The organism is Dehalococcoidales bacterium (assembly GCA_041652735.1).
GTDB lineage: Bacteria > Chloroflexota > Dehalococcoidia > Dehalococcoidales > RBG-16-60-22 > RBG-13-51-18.
This window is the reverse complement of record JBAZGT010000004.1, coordinates 103,348-124,379: the sequence shown is the minus strand read 5'-3', so window position 1 is coordinate 124,379 and position 21,032 is coordinate 103,348. Positions and strand designations below refer to the sequence as shown.

22 protein-coding genes and 1 tRNA gene are annotated in these 21,032 nt (G+C 53.2%); 10 read left to right on the top strand and 13 right to left on the bottom strand.

Annotated elements, in window-relative coordinates; all coding sequences use genetic code 11:
- Window positions 1–259: 259 nt before the first annotated feature.
- The 13 genes from WC370_02930 to WC370_02870 form a co-directional block, all read right to left on the bottom strand.
- Window positions 260–1,390 carry a hypothetical protein gene (locus WC370_02930; protein MFA5308424.1) on the bottom strand — a complete coding sequence of 377 codons (1,131 nt, stop codon included), beginning with the start codon at window positions 1,388–1,390 and terminating at the stop codon, window positions 260–262.
- 262 nt (window positions 1,391–1,652) lie between these two features.
- On the bottom strand, window positions 1,653–3,434 hold the full coding sequence (locus tag WC370_02925; protein ID MFA5308423.1) for a hypothetical protein: 1,782 nt from the start codon (window positions 3,432–3,434) through the stop codon (window positions 1,653–1,655).
- Between the two features lie 48 nt (window positions 3,435–3,482).
- The gene (locus tag WC370_02920) at window positions 3,483–3,893 is read right to left on the bottom strand and encodes a PIN domain-containing protein (protein MFA5308422.1); all 411 of its coding nucleotides are present in this window, start codon (window positions 3,891–3,893) and stop codon (window positions 3,483–3,485) included.
- A complete protein-coding gene (locus tag WC370_02915; protein ID MFA5308421.1) occupies window positions 3,883–4,176 on the bottom strand; it encodes a hypothetical protein in 294 nt (97 codons plus the stop codon). The genes WC370_02920 and WC370_02915 overlap by 11 nt, the downstream gene beginning before the upstream one ends.
- Window positions 4,177–4,269: 93 nt before the next feature.
- A complete protein-coding gene (locus WC370_02910; GenBank protein MFA5308420.1) occupies window positions 4,270–4,500 on the bottom strand; it encodes a hypothetical protein in 231 nt (76 codons plus the stop codon).
- The gene (locus WC370_02905; protein ID MFA5308419.1) at window positions 4,493–5,272 is read right to left on the bottom strand and encodes a hypothetical protein; all 780 of its coding nucleotides are present in this window, start codon (window positions 5,270–5,272) and stop codon (window positions 4,493–4,495) included. Before WC370_02905 ends, WC370_02910 begins: the two co-directional genes overlap by 8 nt.
- Before the next feature lie 217 nt (window positions 5,273–5,489).
- Window positions 5,490–5,711 (bottom strand): hypothetical protein, encoded by a 222-nt coding sequence (locus tag WC370_02900; protein MFA5308418.1) that lies wholly within the window; start codon window positions 5,709–5,711, stop codon window positions 5,490–5,492.
- A gap of 184 nt (window positions 5,712–5,895) precedes the next feature.
- A complete protein-coding gene (locus WC370_02895; GenBank protein MFA5308417.1) occupies window positions 5,896–6,765 on the bottom strand; it encodes a hypothetical protein in 870 nt (289 codons plus the stop codon).
- Between the two features lie 23 nt (window positions 6,766–6,788).
- Complete coding sequence (locus tag WC370_02890; protein ID MFA5308416.1) at window positions 6,789–7,769, bottom strand: tyrosine-type recombinase/integrase; 981 nt, start codon at window positions 7,767–7,769, stop codon at window positions 6,789–6,791.
- Window positions 7,770–7,875: 106 nt separating this feature from the next.
- Window positions 7,876–7,950 (bottom strand) — tRNA-Met (locus WC370_02885).
- Between the two features lie 36 nt (window positions 7,951–7,986).
- Window positions 7,987–9,093, bottom strand: coding sequence for an ABC transporter ATP-binding protein (locus WC370_02880; GenBank protein MFA5308415.1), 1,107 nt, complete (start codon window positions 9,091–9,093; stop codon window positions 7,987–7,989).
- Complete coding sequence (locus WC370_02875) at window positions 9,090–9,788, bottom strand: ABC transporter permease (protein MFA5308414.1); 699 nt, start codon at window positions 9,786–9,788, stop codon at window positions 9,090–9,092. Before WC370_02875 ends, WC370_02880 begins: the two co-directional genes overlap by 4 nt.
- A gap of 87 nt (window positions 9,789–9,875) precedes the next feature.
- On the bottom strand, window positions 9,876–10,769 hold the full coding sequence (locus WC370_02870; protein ID MFA5308413.1) for a substrate-binding domain-containing protein: 894 nt from the start codon (window positions 10,767–10,769) through the stop codon (window positions 9,876–9,878).
- Window positions 10,770–11,023: 254 nt separating this feature from the next.
- Between WC370_02870 and WC370_02865 the strand changes: the two genes are divergently transcribed.
- The 10 genes from WC370_02865 to coaBC all read left to right on the top strand — a co-directional run bounded on the left by WC370_02865 (window position 11,024) and on the right by coaBC (window position 20,876).
- On the top strand, window positions 11,024–11,782 hold the full coding sequence (locus WC370_02865; protein ID MFA5308412.1) for an SDR family NAD(P)-dependent oxidoreductase: 759 nt from the start codon (window positions 11,024–11,026) through the stop codon (window positions 11,780–11,782).
- A gap of 108 nt (window positions 11,783–11,890) precedes the next feature.
- The gene (locus WC370_02860) at window positions 11,891–13,162 is read left to right on the top strand and encodes an acetyl-CoA C-acetyltransferase (protein ID MFA5308411.1); all 1,272 of its coding nucleotides are present in this window, start codon (window positions 11,891–11,893) and stop codon (window positions 13,160–13,162) included.
- 444 nt (window positions 13,163–13,606) lie between these two features.
- The gene (locus tag WC370_02855) at window positions 13,607–14,602 is read left to right on the top strand and encodes a magnesium transporter CorA family protein (GenBank protein ID MFA5308410.1); all 996 of its coding nucleotides are present in this window, start codon (window positions 13,607–13,609) and stop codon (window positions 14,600–14,602) included.
- Between the two features lie 3 nt (window positions 14,603–14,605).
- Window positions 14,606–15,277, top strand: a complete 672-nt coding sequence (locus tag WC370_02850; protein ID MFA5308409.1) for a queuosine precursor transporter — start codon at window positions 14,606–14,608, stop codon at window positions 15,275–15,277.
- Window positions 15,278–15,323: 46 nt separating this feature from the next.
- Window positions 15,324–15,809 carry a Mut7-C RNAse domain-containing protein gene (locus tag WC370_02845; protein MFA5308408.1) on the top strand — a complete coding sequence of 162 codons (486 nt, stop codon included), beginning with the start codon at window positions 15,324–15,326 and terminating at the stop codon, window positions 15,807–15,809.
- Window positions 15,810–15,839: 30 nt separating this feature from the next.
- Complete coding sequence (locus WC370_02840; GenBank protein ID MFA5308407.1) at window positions 15,840–16,433, top strand: nitroreductase family protein; 594 nt, start codon at window positions 15,840–15,842, stop codon at window positions 16,431–16,433.
- A gap of 419 nt (window positions 16,434–16,852) precedes the next feature.
- Window positions 16,853–18,433 (top strand): NAD(P)H-hydrate dehydratase, encoded by a 1,581-nt coding sequence (locus WC370_02835; GenBank protein MFA5308406.1) that lies wholly within the window; start codon window positions 16,853–16,855, stop codon window positions 18,431–18,433.
- Window positions 18,417–19,184, top strand: coding sequence for a type III pantothenate kinase (locus WC370_02830; GenBank protein MFA5308405.1), 768 nt, complete (start codon window positions 18,417–18,419; stop codon window positions 19,182–19,184). Before WC370_02835 ends, WC370_02830 begins: the two co-directional genes overlap by 17 nt.
- Window positions 19,185–19,229: 45 nt before the next feature.
- Entirely contained in the window at window positions 19,230–19,616 is a 387-nt protein-coding gene (locus tag WC370_02825; protein MFA5308404.1) for a four helix bundle protein, read from the top strand.
- A 51-nt stretch (window positions 19,617–19,667) separates the two neighbouring features.
- Window positions 19,668–20,876 carry a bifunctional phosphopantothenoylcysteine decarboxylase/phosphopantothenate--cysteine ligase CoaBC gene (gene coaBC, locus WC370_02820; protein ID MFA5308403.1) on the top strand — a complete coding sequence of 403 codons (1,209 nt, stop codon included), beginning with the start codon at window positions 19,668–19,670 and terminating at the stop codon, window positions 20,874–20,876.
- The last annotated feature ends 156 nt before the right edge of the window (window positions 20,877–21,032 follow it).

Below are 21,032 nucleotides of genomic sequence, written 5' to 3'. Positions count from 1 at the left end.
AGCTGGCGAAAGGATTATAATACTGTCAGGCCGCATAGCTCATTGGGCGGCTTGGCACCCCAGGATTTCATAGAACTAGCCGGAAGACGCTAAGATGCAGATGGCACTAAGAATGGGGTAAGGTCAAGATTATAGGTTTTCTTTTGTTGTCGTGGGCATGACAAGTCAAGTAAGGATATCTCAAAACTCACTTGTTACACAGCTAAATCTAACCCTTAGAAAGCTTCCTCGACAGCGGATTGATTAGTTAAGCCGTAGGTCAATCAATCTCATGATCACGTCGGTAGACCCACTCTTCTAGCATCCAATCAAGACTGAGGAATTCGTAGAACAGTCTGCCGAAGAAGTGGCCTCCAACCAAGCTTTTAGTAGGATCCTCGTTTTTGTCATTGTTTATTAGAGTTATTGGGTAAGTTCCCCAGTCCCCTGTAATGTTGACCGATATACCATGGCTAGAGAGCTTATCTTCAATGACTTTAGTTTCAACGGCAATAACTAACATGAGTTTGCCTGAGTAAAAATCATACCAATCCTTCGGGTCGTATATTGATAACGAGAAGGGATAATATCCCATTCCGTTGTATTTCAACTCGTTTACAAAGGAGATAATAAGTGATCCCGGGGGCCTATCACTTAGTGTGCTTAGCGCTCTCGGCTTAGCTGCATAGGTGGCTAGGTAGTGCAAGCCCGGCTCTACCTCTACCATACTGTATTGGTCTGGGCTGCTACGTGCTGATACAAGCATTAAATTTAAATCATCCATATGGTTTATCTCAGGACCGTGAATTGGGACACGAATGAACTCTCCCTCTTGATCTCCGATAGCATGGAATTTATTGGACTTGCCAGAACTGAGGTAGAGCATAATATCCTTTAACTTAGATTCTTGTCTTTGAGCCCTTGCATCCTTTCGACGACCTGACTTAGCCTCCACGAACAGCCGCCTACCTTTCGCCAGAATCGTTATATCCCCATGCCGAAGGCAATTGGTTAGGTCGTTTAGCAAGGCAACATTGTTTAATGAAAACGCCAGGTGGAGAATCTTGAGCTCGAACTTCAACCCTGACTTTTCGGAAATGAAACCTGAGCACTCTTTTAATGCGAACTGCTTAATATCCCATTTGTCCAGATAAGTAAAGGCAAGCCCATCAACGATGCTCCGAAATGTAATCAGAAGAAGTTGATATTCTTTGATTCTGCTGCTATGCCATTCGATTGATTCCTTTGCTCGCCGAACTTCAAATTTATCAATTGAGATCTCTCTGCCCTTACTCAAGTATCTGCGGATTTCTTTAAGCTCGATTCGGTGTCTGCGTATATTGTTCTCAATGCGCATCAGAGTGGCCAGAACTTGTTCTTGCAGCAGCAGGCAATTACGTTTTTCACCCATTGGATCTAGCTGCACTTCACGCAGAAGGTTGCACATGCTTAATAGCGATCTTTTGTAATACGCGTACATTTCATACTTAGAGTACAAGATGCGGGAAATGGTGTCAAAGAAGGATGCGAGTGGCAAGCCCAATCGATCTGACTGAACTCAACAGTGGGAATGACTTTTTAGAACATCGAAGGATAGACTTTGGTTCTTGTAGGTCTGAATTATGAGGTAACAAAGAAGTAGATTGGGACCTATGAAGAAGTTCGATAGAGGATTACTCGTACTTTTCGCTGGCTTTTTCTGTGATTTCCTTGGGATAACCAAGGTATTTGAGTAAGGCAACGGCATTTCGCGTTGTGGCTATACCTGGTTTAAGCAGGTAGTCGAATTTCAACCCAGTTTCGTCAACATTATCCGTGAAATGGTAAAAGTCACAAGCGCCATTCAACCTATCAGCCAGTTCCAGGTCATGAGTGGCGATCATTGCCAATGTGTTTTGCGTAGCCAGGTAGCGAATAATTACTTCCGAAGCGTGGAGCCGCTCGGTAGAATTCGTGCCGGATAGCAGTTCATCAATAATACATAAGGTGGGTATCTTCTTACCGAAGCTCTGAATGGTTTTCAATATCCTCTCAGCTTCAACATAATAGAAGCTCTTACCGGCAATCAGGTCGTCGGTGCGGCTGATGGAGGAAATAATCCGAAAGAAGCTGCCGCGATAATATGAAGTCACCGTGGTAGCTATCGTTTGTGCCATAAGTGCGTTGTTTCCAATGTTTCTCAGAAAAGTGGATTTCCCTCCCATATTCGAGCCGGTGATAATAACCACGTTTTTGCCAAAAGTGATTGAAGCCGGGACAGGATTTTCTAACAGTGGCTGTTTTGCCTCCCTGACCTCTAAGTGAATCCCCTCTTCGATAAATTCAGGCTCAGCATACGTGGATAAACTGGTCCGGTAAGATGCCACCGATTGCATAGCATCCAGTTTGCCCAGGGTAAGATATAATTCCCGTAGCTCTGATATATGGCGGGCTAGCTCATCCGTGGTAGCGTAAAAAGCCCTGACCTCCAGCAGAAAGAAAATATTCAGATATTCCAACAAAAAACCGGTTGCCGGGTCTGTAAAACTAGGGTCTGTTGGGAACAGGAAGCGGGCTTTTTTCAAGATGCCCCGTGAGGTTTTATATAATTCCTCCAGTCTTTTCGTATAAGGTTTAATTTCTCCATAAGTAACCGAGGAAAGTTTTCTAGCCGTTTTGATACAACTGATAAGATAGGGGAAAGATATGGTCTCCAGATCTTTTCTTCGTTTGGTATAGTAATGAATCAGCAGGTTGATAATAAACACGGCTACGGGAATCGGCACCAGAAATGCCGACCAGAAGACAAAGGGAATAATGAGCGATACCAGAGCCGCCAGTGCCAATATAGTAAAAAACGGCTTAATCCTGCTTTTGGGGAATTTATCTCTCCAGAGTAGAGTGAAAAGATCATTATGGACAAACTGATGGCCAAGCCGGATAAAAACAAGCTGGATTCTCTCCCGCGCTTCACGGCTATTTTGAAAGAAACGAATTACCCGGCTTCTTTCCGCCAGTTCTTCTTTGTCAAAAAGGGGTTCCCTTAATATCCGGTAGAGGACGGCTTCACCGGGGTCGGTATATGTCCGGTCGATTTTGGCGTAGAGCTGGTCCATATTAAGGTCTTTCCAGGTCTGCTCATCGATATAGTTGCTCTTATCATCGGAAGATATGTCGTCAAATAAGGGCCTTATAGCCTTGAAATCCCTTTCTTTGGTCATGATGGGTTTACCCCAGTCATTTCGTATCTCTAAGAGTGATTTCAGCTTTCGACGTTGGCTGGAAAAATAAAGGAAAGTAACGAGCAGCGGTATTAAGGCTAGTAGTCCCCAGGTAAAGGTAGTGGCTATTGTGATGCCGAAGTAAATAGAAGCTATGGCGATAGCAATTGTAACCACTATCAGGATAGATAATGAACTGTTATATTTTGCTATCGAGTGTTTAATATCGGCCGTATCGATTTTCTCGTATGTCATATACTCCCCATATTTTATGTTGGCAGCTTCAAATCACCAGCCAATTAACTAATTCCCCAAACCTCTAATTACCTTTAAGTTGGGAAACGGATAATGCTCAACATTATTAGTTAATAGCGGAGCTCCAAGCTGGAGGGCAGTTGCGGCAATTATGGCATCTGCAATACCAATCGTTGTTCCTTTTAAGCGGAGTTCTCCCAGCATACCACCTGCTTGCCGGGCAATAGGTATGTCAACGACAACGGAGACGAGTCCGTCAAGGAAAACGTTGGTCGCTCCTTCTTCTCCGGTTTTCATGCCCTGGTATATCTCAAGATGGGTTAGGGTGCTTATTGCCAGTAACCCTTCACCGGCCCAACGATTAAGTAACGCTCGTGCATATTCGCGCCTTCTCAGAAAATCGATGGCAATATCAGTATCTATTAGACATGATATACCTTTTACCCGGCTACTTTGCACTAACACCTCCCAGCCGTGTTAACCTTTCTTTATCTGCCTCTCTGACAGCGCGGACATAAGCGGCCGAATCCTCGGGAGTGGCAAGGTCAGGGTGGTTTTTATTCCCCCAGGCACCGAAACCTTTCTCCAAGGCTATCGTCTGTTTGCGGTAAGCCAGGTAATGCTCCAGAGCCTCAGTGAAGAAAGAACTTATCTCTCCTTGGGACGTAACAGACCGGATTTCGCCGGCCAGCTCCTTAGGCAATGTAACTGACATCTTTTCTGTCTTCGCTTTCCCTCCCATTTTCTTCCTCCCTTCAAATGATAATAGTTATGGTACACTAATAATACTACTGATAATCTTACCTGTCAATAATCAATCGACTTCAGTCGTGGACTATTCGTGCGATTCTTCCTCCCCTGCTATATATTCTTTTACAGTCAGGTTCATGGACTTCCCCAAGAAAGATATAGCCTCAACGATACCTTTGGTGAACTGGGGGACAGCATTTACAGGTTGGATATTACGCAGCTTCACTCTGAAAAATCCCTTGGCGGGGTCAGCGTCTATTAGCATCTCCCCGCCAGCTCCCATTTGCCTTGCCTGTTCCTGAAAGTTGTTAATCATCGAATGCCTCCTCTATTTCGTTTTTACTTGCTTGCTCGACTCCGGGAACTCTTGAACTATGTCCCGGTGTTGGCTGTTCTGCTTTATTGGTTGCCTGTGCCGAGTTCGGTTGGAATCCCTGCGGAGTTACAAAACCCGGCTGTGTCATGCCAGGCATCATCCCAGGATTTTGACCGAACTGCATAAAGCTACCCATAAGGTTTCCCATCATCTGCTGGAAATATGGCTCAATAGTACGAACCATCATGGAACCAACCGGGTTGGGAGAAACAGCTACCGAGTTGTCTTTGACCGCGCCTAGTATCTGCGGCATCACTTGTGATATTACCTGTTGCGCAGCCAAATGAGCAGTCTCATAGCCACTACCCTGCATGGCTCTGGCCGCTTCCGCTTGTCCCTTCTGCCAGGTCGATAGAAGGTCAGTCAGCGGCTTGACGGTCTCACTGAACATTCTCAGACCCATCATCGGGACACTCATTCCAGCCATGAATATCTTCCGATCCCTTAGATTGCCATCAAAGATTTCAGCGACATCTCCTTCCAGCCACTCCGGCAGCACCGACTCTTTCTCTTTCCGAAGGGCGATCCCGCCGTCTTTCTGCGATGGCGCAGAGAATGGCTCTTTACCGGCTTTCACTCTTTTGCGGATACGCTGTCGAACCAGGGAAGGCGAATAGCCACGGGCTTCGATTTCCTTCTGATTCAGCCCTTCTTCCAGTAGCTTGTCCACTTCTTGGCTCAGATTTTCTTCAGTCTGATCATCGTCTGTCATATTATTCTCCTTTCAACGGTTATTTAGGGTAGTTATCATAGCCAATCCGTCTTTAAGTTCTTATTCAGCATAGCTGGCTTTATATCTGGCACTATACTTAAGTTAGCTATGCGATTATTCCATCAGCTCCTTTATTAGGCCATGGAGGGGGTGACCCCCTGCAATCGTTTAACGGGTTGGGTAAAGAAGCCGGGCGGACCGACCGCAACGCCTCCTTTTATTTCCCGGCTTCTTTACCCATGTATTCATCTAGAGTAGGCTGTCTTGGGCGACCGCCCTGTTTGCCGAACTCCTTCAACAATTCCGCATACAGTTCACGGGTGCGTTCGCCTCCCATTTTTCCGATACGCCGGTAAAAGTCACTGCCGTAACGGTCACGGGTGGTTGTACCGCCGCGTCTACCGGCTATCTTTACAGATATTTCTTCTTCGTCACTCATTTCATCTCTCCTGTCTACCGCTTCACGAGGAAACCGCTCATTCCAGCAAGTAATATAGCCGAACACTTTTGTGTGAAAACGTCCGTTATGCGGTAAAAAAACTCTCGTCAGGGGATTGAAAACAAAAAGCCCGGGCAAATGCCCGGGCTAAGAAAAGAACGAATATTTAGATGGGTTTTGTATATCAGTGAGTGAAGAAAGAGCGAGCAAATTTTAAAACGTCACTGTAAGGGATCTTTTTAGCCGCTCGTCCGGCTCTCACCCGCATAGCTTCTGCAGACTCGGGTATATAGAACGGAAAGGCACGGGTATAGGCTTTACGGCATTCTTCCCAGGTTGTTTTCTTTTGTAGAAGCTCGAAAGTGGCCTTGGCGGCAGAGTCAATGTATCCTTTCATCGGACGCTTTGAAGCTTTATCCTGACCGAAGGGTAAAAGCGCTTGCGCGAAGTAGCCGAACTGCCGTCGGAACGGATCCTTACCTTGTCTGATTTGTCTTAATCGCCACGACTCCGGTTTCCTGGATTCAGGACATAAAACGTAGAGGAACATATCCTCGACGTTATCAATCCCCAGAAAAGAGCACAGGCGAGCCGCTACGAGTTTGGCGCCGAGAAGCCAGTCCACAGACTGGGCACGCGGTGGCGCAGGCATGGTATACTGTGCCACCACTTCGGCGAGTTTCCCCAGCGTCGGGCGGAGATACTCCAGCCGATCCTTTTCTTCCTTCATGGGTAACATGCGCATCTGAAAAGTCTCCAGCGACCAGCAGTAGTTGCACCAGGCAGCAATATGAACCGCCCAGAGGAGGGCATTCATATCTTCCGGCGGCATCCCTTTCTCGGGAATACTGAGGCTTTGACGAGCAAGTGCTATCATTCCCTGGAAATCGCTGGAGGAAATCCGAGCCTTCGTTTCTTGCTCCCATTTTTTACGCTCCTCAGGTTTTAACCGTCCTTCCTTGCGGAAGCGCGAACCGCACTGCGGGCATTCCCCGCGCGGCCAAAGTATCCCATCCAAGCATTCCGCGCATTTATATGGCGATTCAATAACCATAATACACCCCCTGAATGGCACTTTTAGCCTAAGCCTAACCCTTCCACGGGGCTGGCTCCATTACGATGGGCTATTATAGCCTCTTCCTGTTTCAATCCTTGAGTATAACGACGACTCATCGTCAGGTCTTCGTGCCTCAAAAACAGCTGAAGCAAGAACGAGTCCTTGGCGCCGCGAAGATATTGAAGCGCGGCTGTATGTCTCAAACGATGCACGCGCCCGGCGCCATTGACTCCGGCGCGTTGCTTCAGACGAACGAACCACGAACTGATACCCCACACAGTGAATGGTTTTCCTTCCTCGGTCACCCATAAGGCGTCACACTTGGTACGTTTTTTTCTCTCCAGAAGGTAAAGCCAGATAGCCTTGGCCGTCTTCGATGAAAACGGGCAAATACCTATTTTCTTACCTTTACCAACTACTTTAACCATTCTTTGCTCTAAGTCTATATCCGAAAGGTTGAGAAATGCCAGTTCGCTTGAACGTAATCCCGAATCGAGAAACAGAAGAAGCATCCCCTTGTTGCGCAGACCGCAAAAACGCGCCCCGCTTTTAATGTCGAGTTCGCAAACAGCCAAGAACTTCTTGAGTTCTTCAAGATTGTAGGGTTGAATCGGCGGTGGCGGAGGTACTTTGTAACGGAGTCCTTTGACGGGGTTTCCTTCGAGAAGCCCTTCCTCGACGCTCCAGTTGAACAGTCGCCTGATTGCTTTGTAGTAGCGCCAGGCTTTTGAGGCTCGTGGCTGGACGACTCTTCGAGAATTCTTACCTGCTATATACTCATAGTTTCTTGTGGCAACCCAGGTAAGAAATTCTCTAAAGTGTCTTACTTCTAGATGGTCAACAGAATCAGGCCAGGACTGGCCCTTGGAGTACTTTAAAAGACAACCTAGGTATTTGGAGTAAAAGTCGTGTGTTTGAGGAGAGCGACCTTCGGCCTGGAGGGAAAACAGGAATCCTTCTACTAAATCTTGTAGACCTATGCCTTTGTTACTATGGTTCACCTTTCATTGCGGTCGGTCCTGTATTATTTTTTGCTTAGTTTCCTGGTCGTTCTCAGCTTTACTCTAGCTTTGAGCTTAAACCGAGTCAACTAGTCGTCTACGTTTATGGTGGTAGCGGGTAGATTTGAACTACCGACCAAGGGCTTATGAGTCCCCTGCTCTACCACTGAGCTACGCTACCAGTCAGCAAAAATATAGCATTTTTTGAAGCTGAATGTCAATGCCGCTCGATGACGTGTATGCACACCGCTTTGACCACCACCACCACCTTTGTCCCCTCTTGCAGCTTCATTTCTTCCGCCGATTTCCTGGTTATCAGCGCCGTCAGGTGAAGGCCGCAATCTACGGTGACTCTGACCTGGGAACCGGTGGGGAACATTTTCAACACCACGCCCGGGAAACGATTGCGCGCGCTGGTAGTTTTGGTTTCCGGGGACGGTATCTCCAGGGTAATATCGTCATAAGGCAGCAATAAAACAACGGCGCTCCCCGGCAGCAGCTCGGTGCAGGCCGTGACAAGTAAGTCCCCGGCGCGTACCGCCGCCAGCCCCTCGTCCTGGGTCTCCACCACCCCGTGGATGATATTCCCCGTCTCCACGAAGCCGGCTATCTCTTCATCGGCCGGAGCAGAGAACACCTCTACCGGCGTGCCTATCTGGGCAATATGGCCTTTCATAATCACCGCCACCCGGTCCGTCAGCGCCAGGGCTTCATTGCGGTCATGGGTGACGATTACCGTGGTAACCCTGGTCTCCCCCAGCACGCTCTTGAAATCCTCCAGCAGCGCCTGCCGGGTGGGGCCGTCCAGGGCAGTGAAAGGCTCGTCAAGGTAGAGGACCTCCGGCTGTAAAGAAAAAGCCCGCGCCAGGCTGGTACGCTTCGCCTCGCCGCTGGAAAGCGTCCGCGCCTGCCGTCTGGCCAGCGCCGCGATGCCGAACCGCTCCAGCCACATTTCCGTCCTCGTTTTGATTTCCGGGGGCGGCACCTTCCTCAGCTTCAGACCAACTACCAGGTTTTCCCGGACGGTGCTATCGAGCAGGAGCGATTCCTGAAAGACGACCGCCAGATGGCGGTGCAGGTGCAAGACGGACTTGCTATCAATGACCGGCACGCCGCGGTAGGAGACGGTGCCAGTTTGCGGCTTAATCAAACGCGTCAGGCAGAGGAGCAGGGTGGTCTTGCCCGAACCGTTAGGGCCGATGACGCCCAGTACCTCGTTGGGAAATATCTGAAACAAAGGCACGTCCAGCGCCTTCTGCCCGCCGTAGACGACGGTGAGGTCCCTGGCTTCAACAAGGGGTTTGCCCGCCTGTGCCTGGTTCACCGCGGTTTAGACCTCTGCTGCACCATGGTCAGGACAAAGTTCACCAGGTAAACCAGCGCCAAAAGAATAATGCTTAAGGCGATGGCGATAGAATAATTACCCATGCTATTTTCACCCACGATAGCGGTAGTGAGTACCCGCGTCTGACCGAAGATGTTACCGCCAACCATCATGGAAGCGCCTACCTCCGAGATAACCGCCCCGAACCCCGCCATGATGGCCGCCAGCAGAGGCAGCCGCGCTTCTTTAAGAAGAATCCAGACCATCTGCAACCGGGACGCCCCCAGCGATATTATTTGCAGCTTCAATTTGGGGTCGAGCGACTGCGTGGCCGCCATGGTGAAACCCGCCACCACCGGCATGGCGATGATGACTTGAGCGATAATCATGGCCGATGGAGTGTACATGAGATGCAGCACGCCCAGCGGCCCGTTGCGCCAGAGGAAAATGCTGACCACCAACCCCACCACCACCGGCGGCAGCCCCATGCCGGTATTCACCAGGCTGGCGACAAAGCGCCGGCCGGGGAAGCGCGCCAACCCCAGCATACTGCCCAGGGGTATGCCCAGGACCAGGCTGATAGCCGTGGCCGACCCGGAAACCAGCAGGGAGAGAGCAGCTATCCTGAACACCTGCGGGTCGCCGTGTATCAATAGCAGGAAAGCCGCTTTAATGCCTTCGAGAATCGTATGCATGAACGAGAACCAAGGCTCCCCGCACTAACCGGCGGGGAGCCCTAAACACCTTACTACATTATCGCCAGAGGTAACATAAGGACAATGCTAATAGCTGCCGAGGTCGGCTTCCGTTTTATCGGCGTCCGGGAAAAACAGCGGGGCGCCGTATTTATCCACGCCGAACGTGCCGATGGCGTCCTGGGCTTTCTTGGATATCATAAAGTCCACAAAAGCCTTGGCGCCCTTAGAGTTAACGTTGGTAAATTTTTCCGGGTTGACCTGGATAACATGATAGATGTTCAGCAGGCCGGGGTCGCCTTCGACCAGGATATCCAAGTCCAGTACGGACTGATTGGCCAGGTAGGTAGCGCGGTCGGTAATAGTGTAGGCGTCCTTTTCCGAGGCGATACGCAGCAGTGCCAACATGCCGGTACCCGTGCCGCCTTCAAGATACCAGGACGGATTATCAGTGGAGTTGTCCGCTACGGCGATGTCTATCTTCTTCCAGAGCGCTTTTTCCAGAGTATCAGTGCCGGACTTATCACCGCGGCTGTAAAAATCGAGATGGGCGTCGGCAATTTTCTGCAAGGCATCGGTCGCCACCGTCATGCCTTTAATCCCCGCCGGGTCGGACTTCGGCCCCACGATAATGAAATCGTTATGCATAACCAGTTTGCGGTTAGTGCCGTAACCATCATCCATGAAAGGCTTTTCCAGGCTGGGGGCGTGCACCAGTAAAACATCGGCGTTGCCCTCCTGCCCCATTTGGATAGCGGCGCCCGTCCCCACGTACACGGGTTTAATCGTATAGCCCGTTTCTTCCTCAAATATAGGGATAAGGACATCCATCAAGCCGGAGTCTCTGGTAGACGTGGTGCTGGCCATAATTATCTCCGGATTGTCCGGGGTCTTGCTGCCGCAGCCGGCTACCGCGGTCACCAGGCTGGCAAGCAGCACCAGGACCATCATGACAACGGCAATTCTGCTCTTGTTTTTCACGTTCTGATTCCTCCTCATTTTCTATAGTGACGGAAATTATTTTAACACAAAACTTATACTAATTGCATTATAACGATAAACACATTGGCTGACAATAATGTTCAGGAATCCGCCCCACCCCGGGACCGGAAAGCCCGGCCGGCCACCGGTATCTTTGACGCCAACCTACCCCTATGCTACAATTTATCAGGGTATTCACTCCGGCCTGCCATCTTAAATCCAGTTTTTACGAATATAGTCGGGAGAGTGGCGTTATGAGCACCGAAGCAAAAGTAGCCCTGGTTACGGGCGGTTCGGGCGGACTCGGCAGCGTGCATTGCCTGTCCCTAGCCGATGCCGGGTACAAGGTAGCCGTAGTCGCGCACAATCACATGGAAAAAGCCAAGGACGTGGTGGCGCAAATAGTTAAAAAAGGGAAACAGGCGATGGCACTCAAGATGGATGTGGCCAATGCCGAAGAGGTGGAAGCCGGCGTAGCCTCCGTGGAAAAAACGCTGGGGCCAGTGGACGTCCTGGTGAACAACGCCGCCGACGGCATAGTGCGGGCGGTGACCATCGTCAAAATGAAGGCCGAGGACTGGGTTCACGATTTAAATGTCAACCTGACCGGTCCCTTCAACACGATAAAGCGCTGCCTGCCGGGCATGACGGAGCGGGGGTGGGGACGCATCATTAATGTTTCCTCCATCGCCGGGACCATGGGCGGCGCGGGACAGTGCAGCTATGCCGCCACCAAATCCGGGCTTATAGGCCTGACCAAGACGGTGGCGCTGGAGACCGCCCGCAAGGGCGTGACCTGCAACGCGGTGGTGCTGGGGATAGTGGACGGCGGGGCTTTCCATGAAGTGACGCCGGAGTTCCAGGAGCGCATCGCCAAGAGCATAGCGATACGCCGCGCCGGCACGCCGCAGGAAATCAGCAACGTGGTCGTCTTCCTGGCCTCCGAGGGGGCCAGCTATATAACCGGTGAAGCCATAGAGGTCAGCGGCGGCGCAGGACTATTCATCTTCTAAAGTCACGGGCGTCATGCTGGCGGAAGCCAGAGTCCAGACCTCCCCATACCCCTTCCCTGGATTCCAGCTTGCGCTGGAATGACAAATAAAATAAAGGAGAACAACGATATGAGTGAAGCAGTAATAGTAAGCGGAGCCAGGACGGCCATCGGCAACTTCGGGGGAGCCCTGCAGGATGTCTCGGCGGTAAAGCTGGGCAGCACGGTTATCCAGGGCGCCATGAAGAAGGCTGGGCTCAAGCCCAAGGGCGACGCCAGCTACGGGCCGGAATCGCTCAAGGACCAGGGACTGACCGACCTGGAAAAGAAATACGCTAACTGGGATAGCTCATTGCAGGGCGTCCAGGTGGACGAGGTCATCTTCGGCAACGTGATCCAGGCCGGGCAGGGGCAGAACCCCGCGCGCCAGGCCGCTATTTACGCCGGCGTCCCCAAGGAAGTCAACGCCTTTACCGTCAATAAAGTATGCGCGTCCGGCATGAAGGCCGTGGCCCTGGCCGCGCAGTCCATCAAAGCCGGCGACGCCGAGGTGGTTATTGCCGGAGGCATGGAAAACATGAGCTCCGTCCCCTATTTCATGCCCAAAGCCCGCTGGGGCGCCCGCATGTTCAACGCCGAGATGGTGGACGGCATGGTCTTCGACGGCCTGTGGGAAACGTTTTACAACTACCACATGGGCATGACCGCGGAAAACATCGCCACCAAGTACGGCATTTCCCGCCAGGAGCAGGACGCGTTCGCGCTGGAAAGCAATAACCGCGCCCTGGCGGCTATCAAGAACGGCATTTTCAAGGATGAAATCGTGCCGGTAGACATTAAAATCAAGAGAGAGACCAAGGCGTTTGAAGTGGACGAGCACCCCCGGGAGACCTCCCTGGAAGCGCTGGGCAAGCTGCCCACCGTGTTCAAAGCGGACGGCGGCGTGACCGCGGGCAACGCATCAGCGATTACCGATGCCGGCGCCGCGGTCTTGGTAATGTCCGCCAACAAAGCCAAGGAGCTGGGCGTGAAACCCATCGTTTCCGTTAAAGCTTACGCCACCGGCGGCGTGGACCCGGCCTACATGGGCCTGGGCGTTATTCCCGCCACCCGCAAAGCCCTCAAGCTGGCCGGGCTGACGCTCAAGGACATCGACTACATCGAGTTGAACGAGGCTTTCGCCTCACAGTCCATCGGCTGTATCCGCGAGCTGGATATCGACATGAGCAAGACCAACCTGTACGGCGGCGGCATCTCGCTGGGGCATCCCATCGGCTGCACCGGCACCCGCATCATCATCTCCCTGATGAACGAAATGAAGCGGCACAACCTGCACTTCGGCCTGGCCACCCTCTGCATCGGCGGGGGGCAGGGCATGGCGGTAATCCTGGAAAGAAAGTAGCTATCCTCCCCTTTTCCCCTCCAGGCTCATAATGCGGCGCCGGGGTTTACTGAAAAACGGCAGGCCCCGGCCCGCTGTTTTTACATTGAAAAAATCCCCTTTAGTCCCCCTTTTTCAAAGTGGGACAATAGAGCTGCTTTTTCGTTAAAAGCAAATGTAAAAAGGCTATCGCCTCCCTTTGGTAAAGGGAGAGGGATTCCAGTAATTCCCCCTGTCTTTCTTAGAGAACCCTGATAACATTTGGGCGAACGTGAGACTCTTACGAAAATCCCCCTTTATCCCCCTTTTTCAAAGTGGGACAATAGAGCTGCTGAAATCGCCAAGGCTGTCCCCATCGTACTTATTGCTTACCAATCCACCGTTTTTTTAGTGCTAACAGGGTATTCCTTAACTCCATATATTATGTTAAAATAAAACAACAGCCCGGTTTAAGAGGTCGCGGTCATGGCTAAGATATTCAACTGGAACAGAGACAGCGCCAAGAAAAAGGGGCTCCTGCAAGAACCGGCACTTGAAAAACTGGATATCGATATCCTCACCTGGGAGGATTTGACCTGGGTCAATATCGAGACTGCCACGCAGGCGGAAATGGACTGGCTGGCGGACAACTATCATTTCCACGAGCTGACCCTGGACGACTGCCTCAGCCGCCGCCAGGTATCCAAAATAGACAGCTATCCCGGCTACATTTTCTTCATCTTTCACTTCCCCTTCTACCACAAAGAGACCCGCATCGCCTCCAAGAGACAATGGTCGGCTTTCATCGGGGACAAGTACATCGTTACGGTCAATACCGCGGTAATGAAAACCCTGATGGCGCTTTTCCGCGATTGCCAGGCCAACGAAGACGCCCGCAACGAATACATGGTCAACGGCTCCGGCTTCCTGCTCTACCGGATACTGGACCGCGCCATAGACTCCTACCTGCCCGTCCTGGATAAAATCCTGAACCTGATGGAGGACGTGGAAGACGCCGTATTCGACGAGGACATTGAGGCAGCCAAGGAACTGAGCATCCTGCGCCGGGACATCATTACGCAGCGGGCGGTCATGTTCCCCACCCGCGATCTGTTCACGGAGATGGAAAACAAGCTGAAGCGTTTCAGCAAAACGGACGTCACCGCGTACTTTAACGACCTCATGGACCACATGAACCGGATATGCAATACCCTGGACGAATGCAAGGAGATAATCGAGGTATTCAAGGATACCGATGTTGTTTTAAGCACCGACCGCCTTAACCGGGTGATGCGCATCCTCACCATCTTTTCCACCATTCTGCTGCCTTTCCTGACAATTTCCAGCATTTACGGCATGAACGTCTTTACTCCCGGAGGCATTGAAGAAGGCGGCCTGACCACATTTATCACAATAATCATCGTCATGGCCGTCATCGCCGTGGTCATGCTTATTTTCTTCCGCAAACGCCGCTGGATATAGCCGATGAAAATCTCCTACCGCATGGTAATCATCATCGGTATATATATCACCTGCCTGATTACCGCCAACACCGTCGTCATCAAATTCGTCAACTTCGGCCCGGCAGCGCTGCCGGCAGCGGTTATCGTTTTCCCTTTAAGCTACATCTTCGGGGACATTTTGACCGAGGTCTACGGCTACAAAACAGCGCGGCGGGTTATCTGGCTGGGCTTCGGCTGCAACCTGATTTTCGTGTTCTTCGCCTGGATAGCGCAGATATTGCCGGCGGCCTCTTTCTGGCAGTGGCAGGAGCAGTACGAGACGATACTGGGACACACGCCGCGCATACTGGCGGCGTCTTTCAGCGGCTACCTGGTGGGAGAGTTCACCAACTCCTATATCCTCTCCCGGATGAAAATACTGACCAAGGGGCGCTGGCTGTGGAGCCGGACTATCGGCTCTACCATCGTGGGGGAGGGGCTGGACAGCGGCGTGTTTCTAACGCTGGCGTTCATCGGCACCCCCCTTTTCGTCCCTTCCACCATATTGAACCACTGGATAGCCAAGGTGGTTATCGAGACCGTACTGACGCCCGCCACCTACGGCATCGTCAACTGGCTGAAACGTAAAGAGGGCGTCGACGCCTACGACTACGCCACCAGCTATAACCCTTTCACCATGTCCGAAAAGGCGTAGCTTTCATCACACCCTTCAGTCTTGAGTTCTCTTTGGGAGGCCAGCCATCAGCGAGCTGAAATTCATCGTCGACCACAACGTGGGCAAGCTGGCGCGATGGCTGCGCATGATGGGCTACGACAGCGCATTTTTCACCGGGGAGGACGACGGGGAAATGGTGCGGCAGGCGCTGGCGGAAGACAGGATTCTGCTGACACGGGACACCGGTATTATCAAGCGCAGGGCGGCCGTGACCGGAAGGCTCAAGGTCATCCTGTTCCAGACGGAAAAGCCGGAAGAGCAGATGCGGCAGGTGGTCAGCGGGTTCAACCTAAAAGAGCAAGCGCACCCCTTTACGCTTTGCCTGGAATGCAACGAGCCCCTGGTTGATATTTCTCCGGCGGAGGTCAAAGACCGGGTGCCGCCGCACGTTTTTCAAACGCAGAGCAAGTACGTGGCGTGCCCCGCCTGCCGCCGCGTTTACTGGCGCGGCACCCACTGGGCGGCCATGCTGCGCCGACTTGAAAAACTCGCCGGCATGGCCGAGAATTAGGGTGTTCAGTATATATGCGGAGGTCTCACCATGAACGTTTATGAAGCCACCACCAAACGGCGGTCTATCCGCCGCTTCCAAGATAAAGCCATCCCGGACGCCGTCCTGGAAAAGTGCATCGACGCTGCGCGACTGGCCCCCAGCGGCCGTAACCAGCAGCTCTGCGAGTACATCGTCATCAACGACGCCGGGGTGCTGCCCGGCGTCTTCGAGCACATCGGCGGGTCGGCCAAGCTGCCGCCGGACAAGGGCGGCCCCGCCCCCACCCAGACCCCTAAAGCGTATACCCTCATCCTGATAAACAAAGCGAAGGAGGGCGACGGGAACCGGCGGCGCGTGACGCTGATGGACGCGGGGATGGCGGCGGAGAATGTCATACTGACCGCGCTGGAGCAGGGCCTGGGCTGCTGCCCGATACTGATGTTCAACGAAAAAGAGCTCAAGCTCATCCTGGATATACCGGAGGACTACGATATAGCCCTGGTGATAGCGATGGGCTACCCGGACGAGACTCCGGTAACGGATGTGGCCGGAGATTCTACTAATATCTATGTCGACGACAAGAACGTGCGGCACGTGCCCAAGAAAGCCCTCCGGGACGTGATACACAAGAACAGGTTCTAGGACCCGGATTATTTTTTAAAATTTCCCGGAAATGTCGTACGTAAACAGCTTTGGGGAATTGTTTTATTGTTTTATGACAAGTCTGCTTCAAATCCCCAGGAGTTGTTTATTGATTTATGTTAAGTTTAGGGGGGGGGGAAGAAGGAAGGGGTATTGTCTGCTAACCCCTTTCCCTCTTTTCCCTCTCCCCGCCGGCAGGGAGAGGGACGATAGATAGCAGGATTACCAATTTTTCTCTTTTGTCTCCTTCCGATTCTTCACTGATACGGAATCTGCGACTTATTTAAAGGGGGACGCCGATACCCTGAAAGATTGCATAATCAACATGCATACCAACTAACGCCGGAAATCAAGGCTAATCCCTTGACCGTAATCACGATTATTGCTACACTCAATTCAACGGAGTAAACATAACCCTGATGAAAATAGTAACCGCCGCGCAAATGAGGGATATTGATAAAGAGTGCGCCCGCCTGGGCACGCCCACCAGCCTGCTAATGGAAAACGCCGGCCGGGCGGTGGCGGAAGAGACGCGGGACTTCCTGGGCGGCGTGAAAAAACAGCACATCCTGTGCCTTATAGGGGCGGGGAATAACGGTGGGGACGGCCTGGTGGCGGCGCGCTACCTGCACGGGTGGGGGGCTAAAGTATCCGTCTATCTTTGCAGCGCCCGTCCCGCCAATGACGCCAATCTACAACTGGTAAAAGAAAGCGGCGTGACCTGCATCGAGGCGGAACATGATAAAAACTCGGTCAAACTCGATGCACTGCTGGACAACGCCACCGGCGTGATAGACGCCCTGCTGGGCACGGGCAGGATGCGCCCGCTGGAGGGCATCTTCAAGCAAACGCTGGAAAGAGTGAATTCCGTTAAAATAAATCGGGGATTTAAAATAATTGCCGTGGATTTGCCGTCCGGCATGGACGCGGACAACGGCGCCATCGACCCCGCCTGCCCCGCCGCCGACCTGACGGTGACGCTGGCTTTTCCCAAGCCGGGGCTGTTCTGTTTCCCCGGGGCGGACAGGGCGGGACTAATTAAGATTGCGGATATCGGCATCGCGGCTTCTCTGGCGGACAATATCCATACCGAGCTGCTCACGGCGGGATGGGCCGCCGGGGCGCTGCCCGCACGCCCGCGCCACGCCAATAAGGGCACCTTCGGCAAGGCGCTGATAATAGCGGGGTCTATAAACTACACCGGCGCCGCCTATTTAGCCTGCGGCGGGGCGCTGCGCGCCGGGGCGGGGCTGGTAACGCTGGCCGCCACCGGCACCGTGCAGTCGGTAGTAGCCTCACGGCTGGCCGAAGCCACCTACCTGCCCTTGCCGGAGACCAGGCGGGGCGTGGTGGCGGTAGAGGCGGCGGACATCATACGCCACGAGTACGCCAAATATAACGTCCTGCTGGCCGGGTGCGGCATCGCGCAGGACCCGTCATCGGCGGAATTTATAGCCTCACTGCTTTTCAAACCGGGGCTGCCGCCGCTGGTGCTGGACGCGGACGCCCTGAATATACTGGCCGGGATACCGGAGTGGTGGCAAAAGATACCGGACAACACCATACTGACCCCCCACCCCGGCGAGATGGCCAGGCTCGGCAATCTATCCATAGAAAAAGTGCAGGCGGACCGTCTCAATACCGCCCGCAAGTTCGCCGCCCTGTGGGGGAAAACGGTGGTGCTCAAGGGGGCTTTTACGGTCATCGCCGCGGCGGACGGGCGCTGCCGGGTCAGCCCTTTCGCCAATCCCGTGCTGGCGGCGGCGGGGACGGGCGATGTGCTGGCGGGGGTCATCACCGGGCTGGCGGCACAGGGGCTCAACCTTTACGACGCCGCTTCGCTAGGCGTTTATTTACACAGCGCCGCCGGCGAACAACTAAGAACAGAAATAGGCGAGGCCGGGGTGCTCGCTTCCGATTTGCTGCCGGCACTGCCGGCGGTCATGAACCGACTGAAACACAGCGGTGGAACGGGGGTGCAATATGCTGCTGGTTTTTGACATAGCCAACACCAACATCAAGATAGGACTGTTCGACGGTGACAAACTCCGCGCCAACTGGCGCATCTCCACCGGCGTGCACCGCATGGCGGACGAATACGGCATCATGCTGCTGGACCTGCTGCGCCACCAGAAAATAGCGCCGGAGGAAATCACCGAGGGGGCAATAAGCTGCGTGGTGCCGCCGCTGCTGACCATTTTCCACGAACTGATGCTGAAGTATTTTAGTGTGAAGTCGCTGGTGGTGGGGCCGGGCGTCAAGACGGGGGTGCGCATCCGCTACGAGAACCCGCGGGAAATAGGCTCCGACCTTATCGCCAACGCGGCCGCCGCGCTGAAGCTCTACAAGCCGCCGGTAATCGTGGTGGCGCTGGGGACGGCCACGGCTTTCGCCACCGTTTCCCGCGACGGCGATTACCTGGGGGGCGTGATAGCGCCGGGGATAGGCATCTCCGCCGAGGCGCTGTATACGCGCACCGCCGCCCTGCCGCGCGTGGAGCTGGTGCGGCCGAAAAAGGCCATCGGGCCCAACACCGTTTCCGCCATGCAGTCCGGCATCATCTTCGGGTGGGCGGGGCTTATCGACGGCATCGTGGGGAGGATACGGGAAGAGCTGGGGGAAAAGGCGATGGTGGTGGCCACCGGGGGGTACGCGGGGATTATCGCCAAAGAGTCCAAGACCATAGATAAAGTCAATCCCGACCTGACGCTGATAGGGATTAAAGCCATACATGATATGAATAAAGAATAGGGATTAGAGATTAGGGGGTAGAGATTAGGGGGAAGGGATAGAATAATGAATTACAAGGGACTTATTGTATGGCAGAAAGCTCATGCTCTTACGTTGAGGACTATTAAAGCTAGTGAATCAATAAAACGGTCATACGCCAGTGATATTATAATAAGACAGCTACTCCGGGCAATAACATCTATCGGCGCGAATATCGCCGAAGGTTACGGCAGAAACGAAGGGAAAGAATATGTCCGATTTCTACAAATTGCCTACGGTTCAGCTAATGAAGCGGACAACTGGCTAAACGTATTGAAGGACGCGGCATTGATGCAACCTGAAACAGCTGATGAATTGCTGGAGACAGACCAGGAAATACAAAAGATGCTGGCCACTTTGATAAAAAGAATAAAGGAGAAGGGCAGAGGACTAAGAGCACAGGGGAATAAGTAATTCTTTTTCCACCCCTTACCCCTTGCCCCTAATCCCTCACCCCTAAATATTATGTTAAACGGAAAGACCATCGTGCTGGGGATTACCGGCGGCATCGCCGCCTATAAAGCGGCCGACCTGGCCAGCAAGCTGACGCAGGCCGGGGCCAAAGTGGAAGTGGTGATGACCGAGGCCGCCACCAGGTTCATTACCCCCCTCACCCTGCGCAATATTACGCGCCGGCCGGTGGTGACGGATATGTTCGAGCTGGCCTCCGAGTGGAGCGTGGAGCACGTGGCTTTAGCGGAGGCGGCGGACGCCGTGGTTATCGCCCCGGCCACCGCCAACACCATAGCGCGGCTGGCGACGGGCATCGCGGACAACATGCTAGGCACGGTGGTGCTCGCCACGGAGTCGCCGGTCATCGTCTGCCCGGCCATGAACGACAACATGTACCGCAACGCCGTCACGCAGAAAAACGTGGCGGCCCTGAAAGCGCGCGGCTTTACCTTTATCGAGCCGGAGTACGGGCGGCTGGCTTCCGGGAAAACAGGCAAAGGACGCCTGCCGGATACAGCTACAATTATCGGGGTAATAGAAAAAGTGCTGGGGCAGCAGAAAGACCTGGCGGGCAAGAGGATAGTGGTCACCGCCGGCGGCACCAGGGAACCGATAGACCCGGTGCGGCATATCGGCAACCGCTCGTCCGGCAAGATGGGCTACGCCCTGGCCGAGGCGGCGCGGGACCGGGGGGCTAACGTCACCTTGATAACGGCCGCCACCGCCCTGCCGGAGCCCGGCGGTATGACCGTGATACAGGCGGACACGGCCGCGGCGATGAAGAAAGCCGTTACTATTGCGGTGAAGCAAGCGGACGTGCTGATTATGGCGGCGGCGGTAGCGGACTACCAGCCGGAAATCACCGCCAAGGCCAAGATTAAAAAAGAGAGCGCCGGCAACCTGACCCTGAAGCTGGTGAAGACGCCGGATATCCTGAGCGAGGTCAAGGGGGACTTTATTAAAGTGGGTTTTGCCGCCGAGAGCGAGAACCTGGTAGCCAACGCCAGGAAGAAGCTGGCAAGTAAAAAGCTGGACATGATAGTGGCCAACGACATTACCAAAGCGGACAGCGGCTTCGACGCGGACACGAACAGAATAGTGATTATAGACAAAAAGGGGAAAGCGGAGGAGCTGCCGCTGATGAGCAAACGGGAGGCGGCGGAGAGGATACTGGACAGGGTGGGGGGATTAGGGAGGGAGAGATTAGAGATTAGAGATTAGAGATTAGAGATTAGAGATTAGGGGGAAGGGGGAAGGGAATATCCTCCTTAGCCCCCCTTTAAAGGGGAAAGAATAACCGATTTTGTAAAATAAAGACCGGAAGGGAAATCTCCCCTGGCCCCTCTTTTTCAAAGAGGGGCAACTGGCTAGCTTATA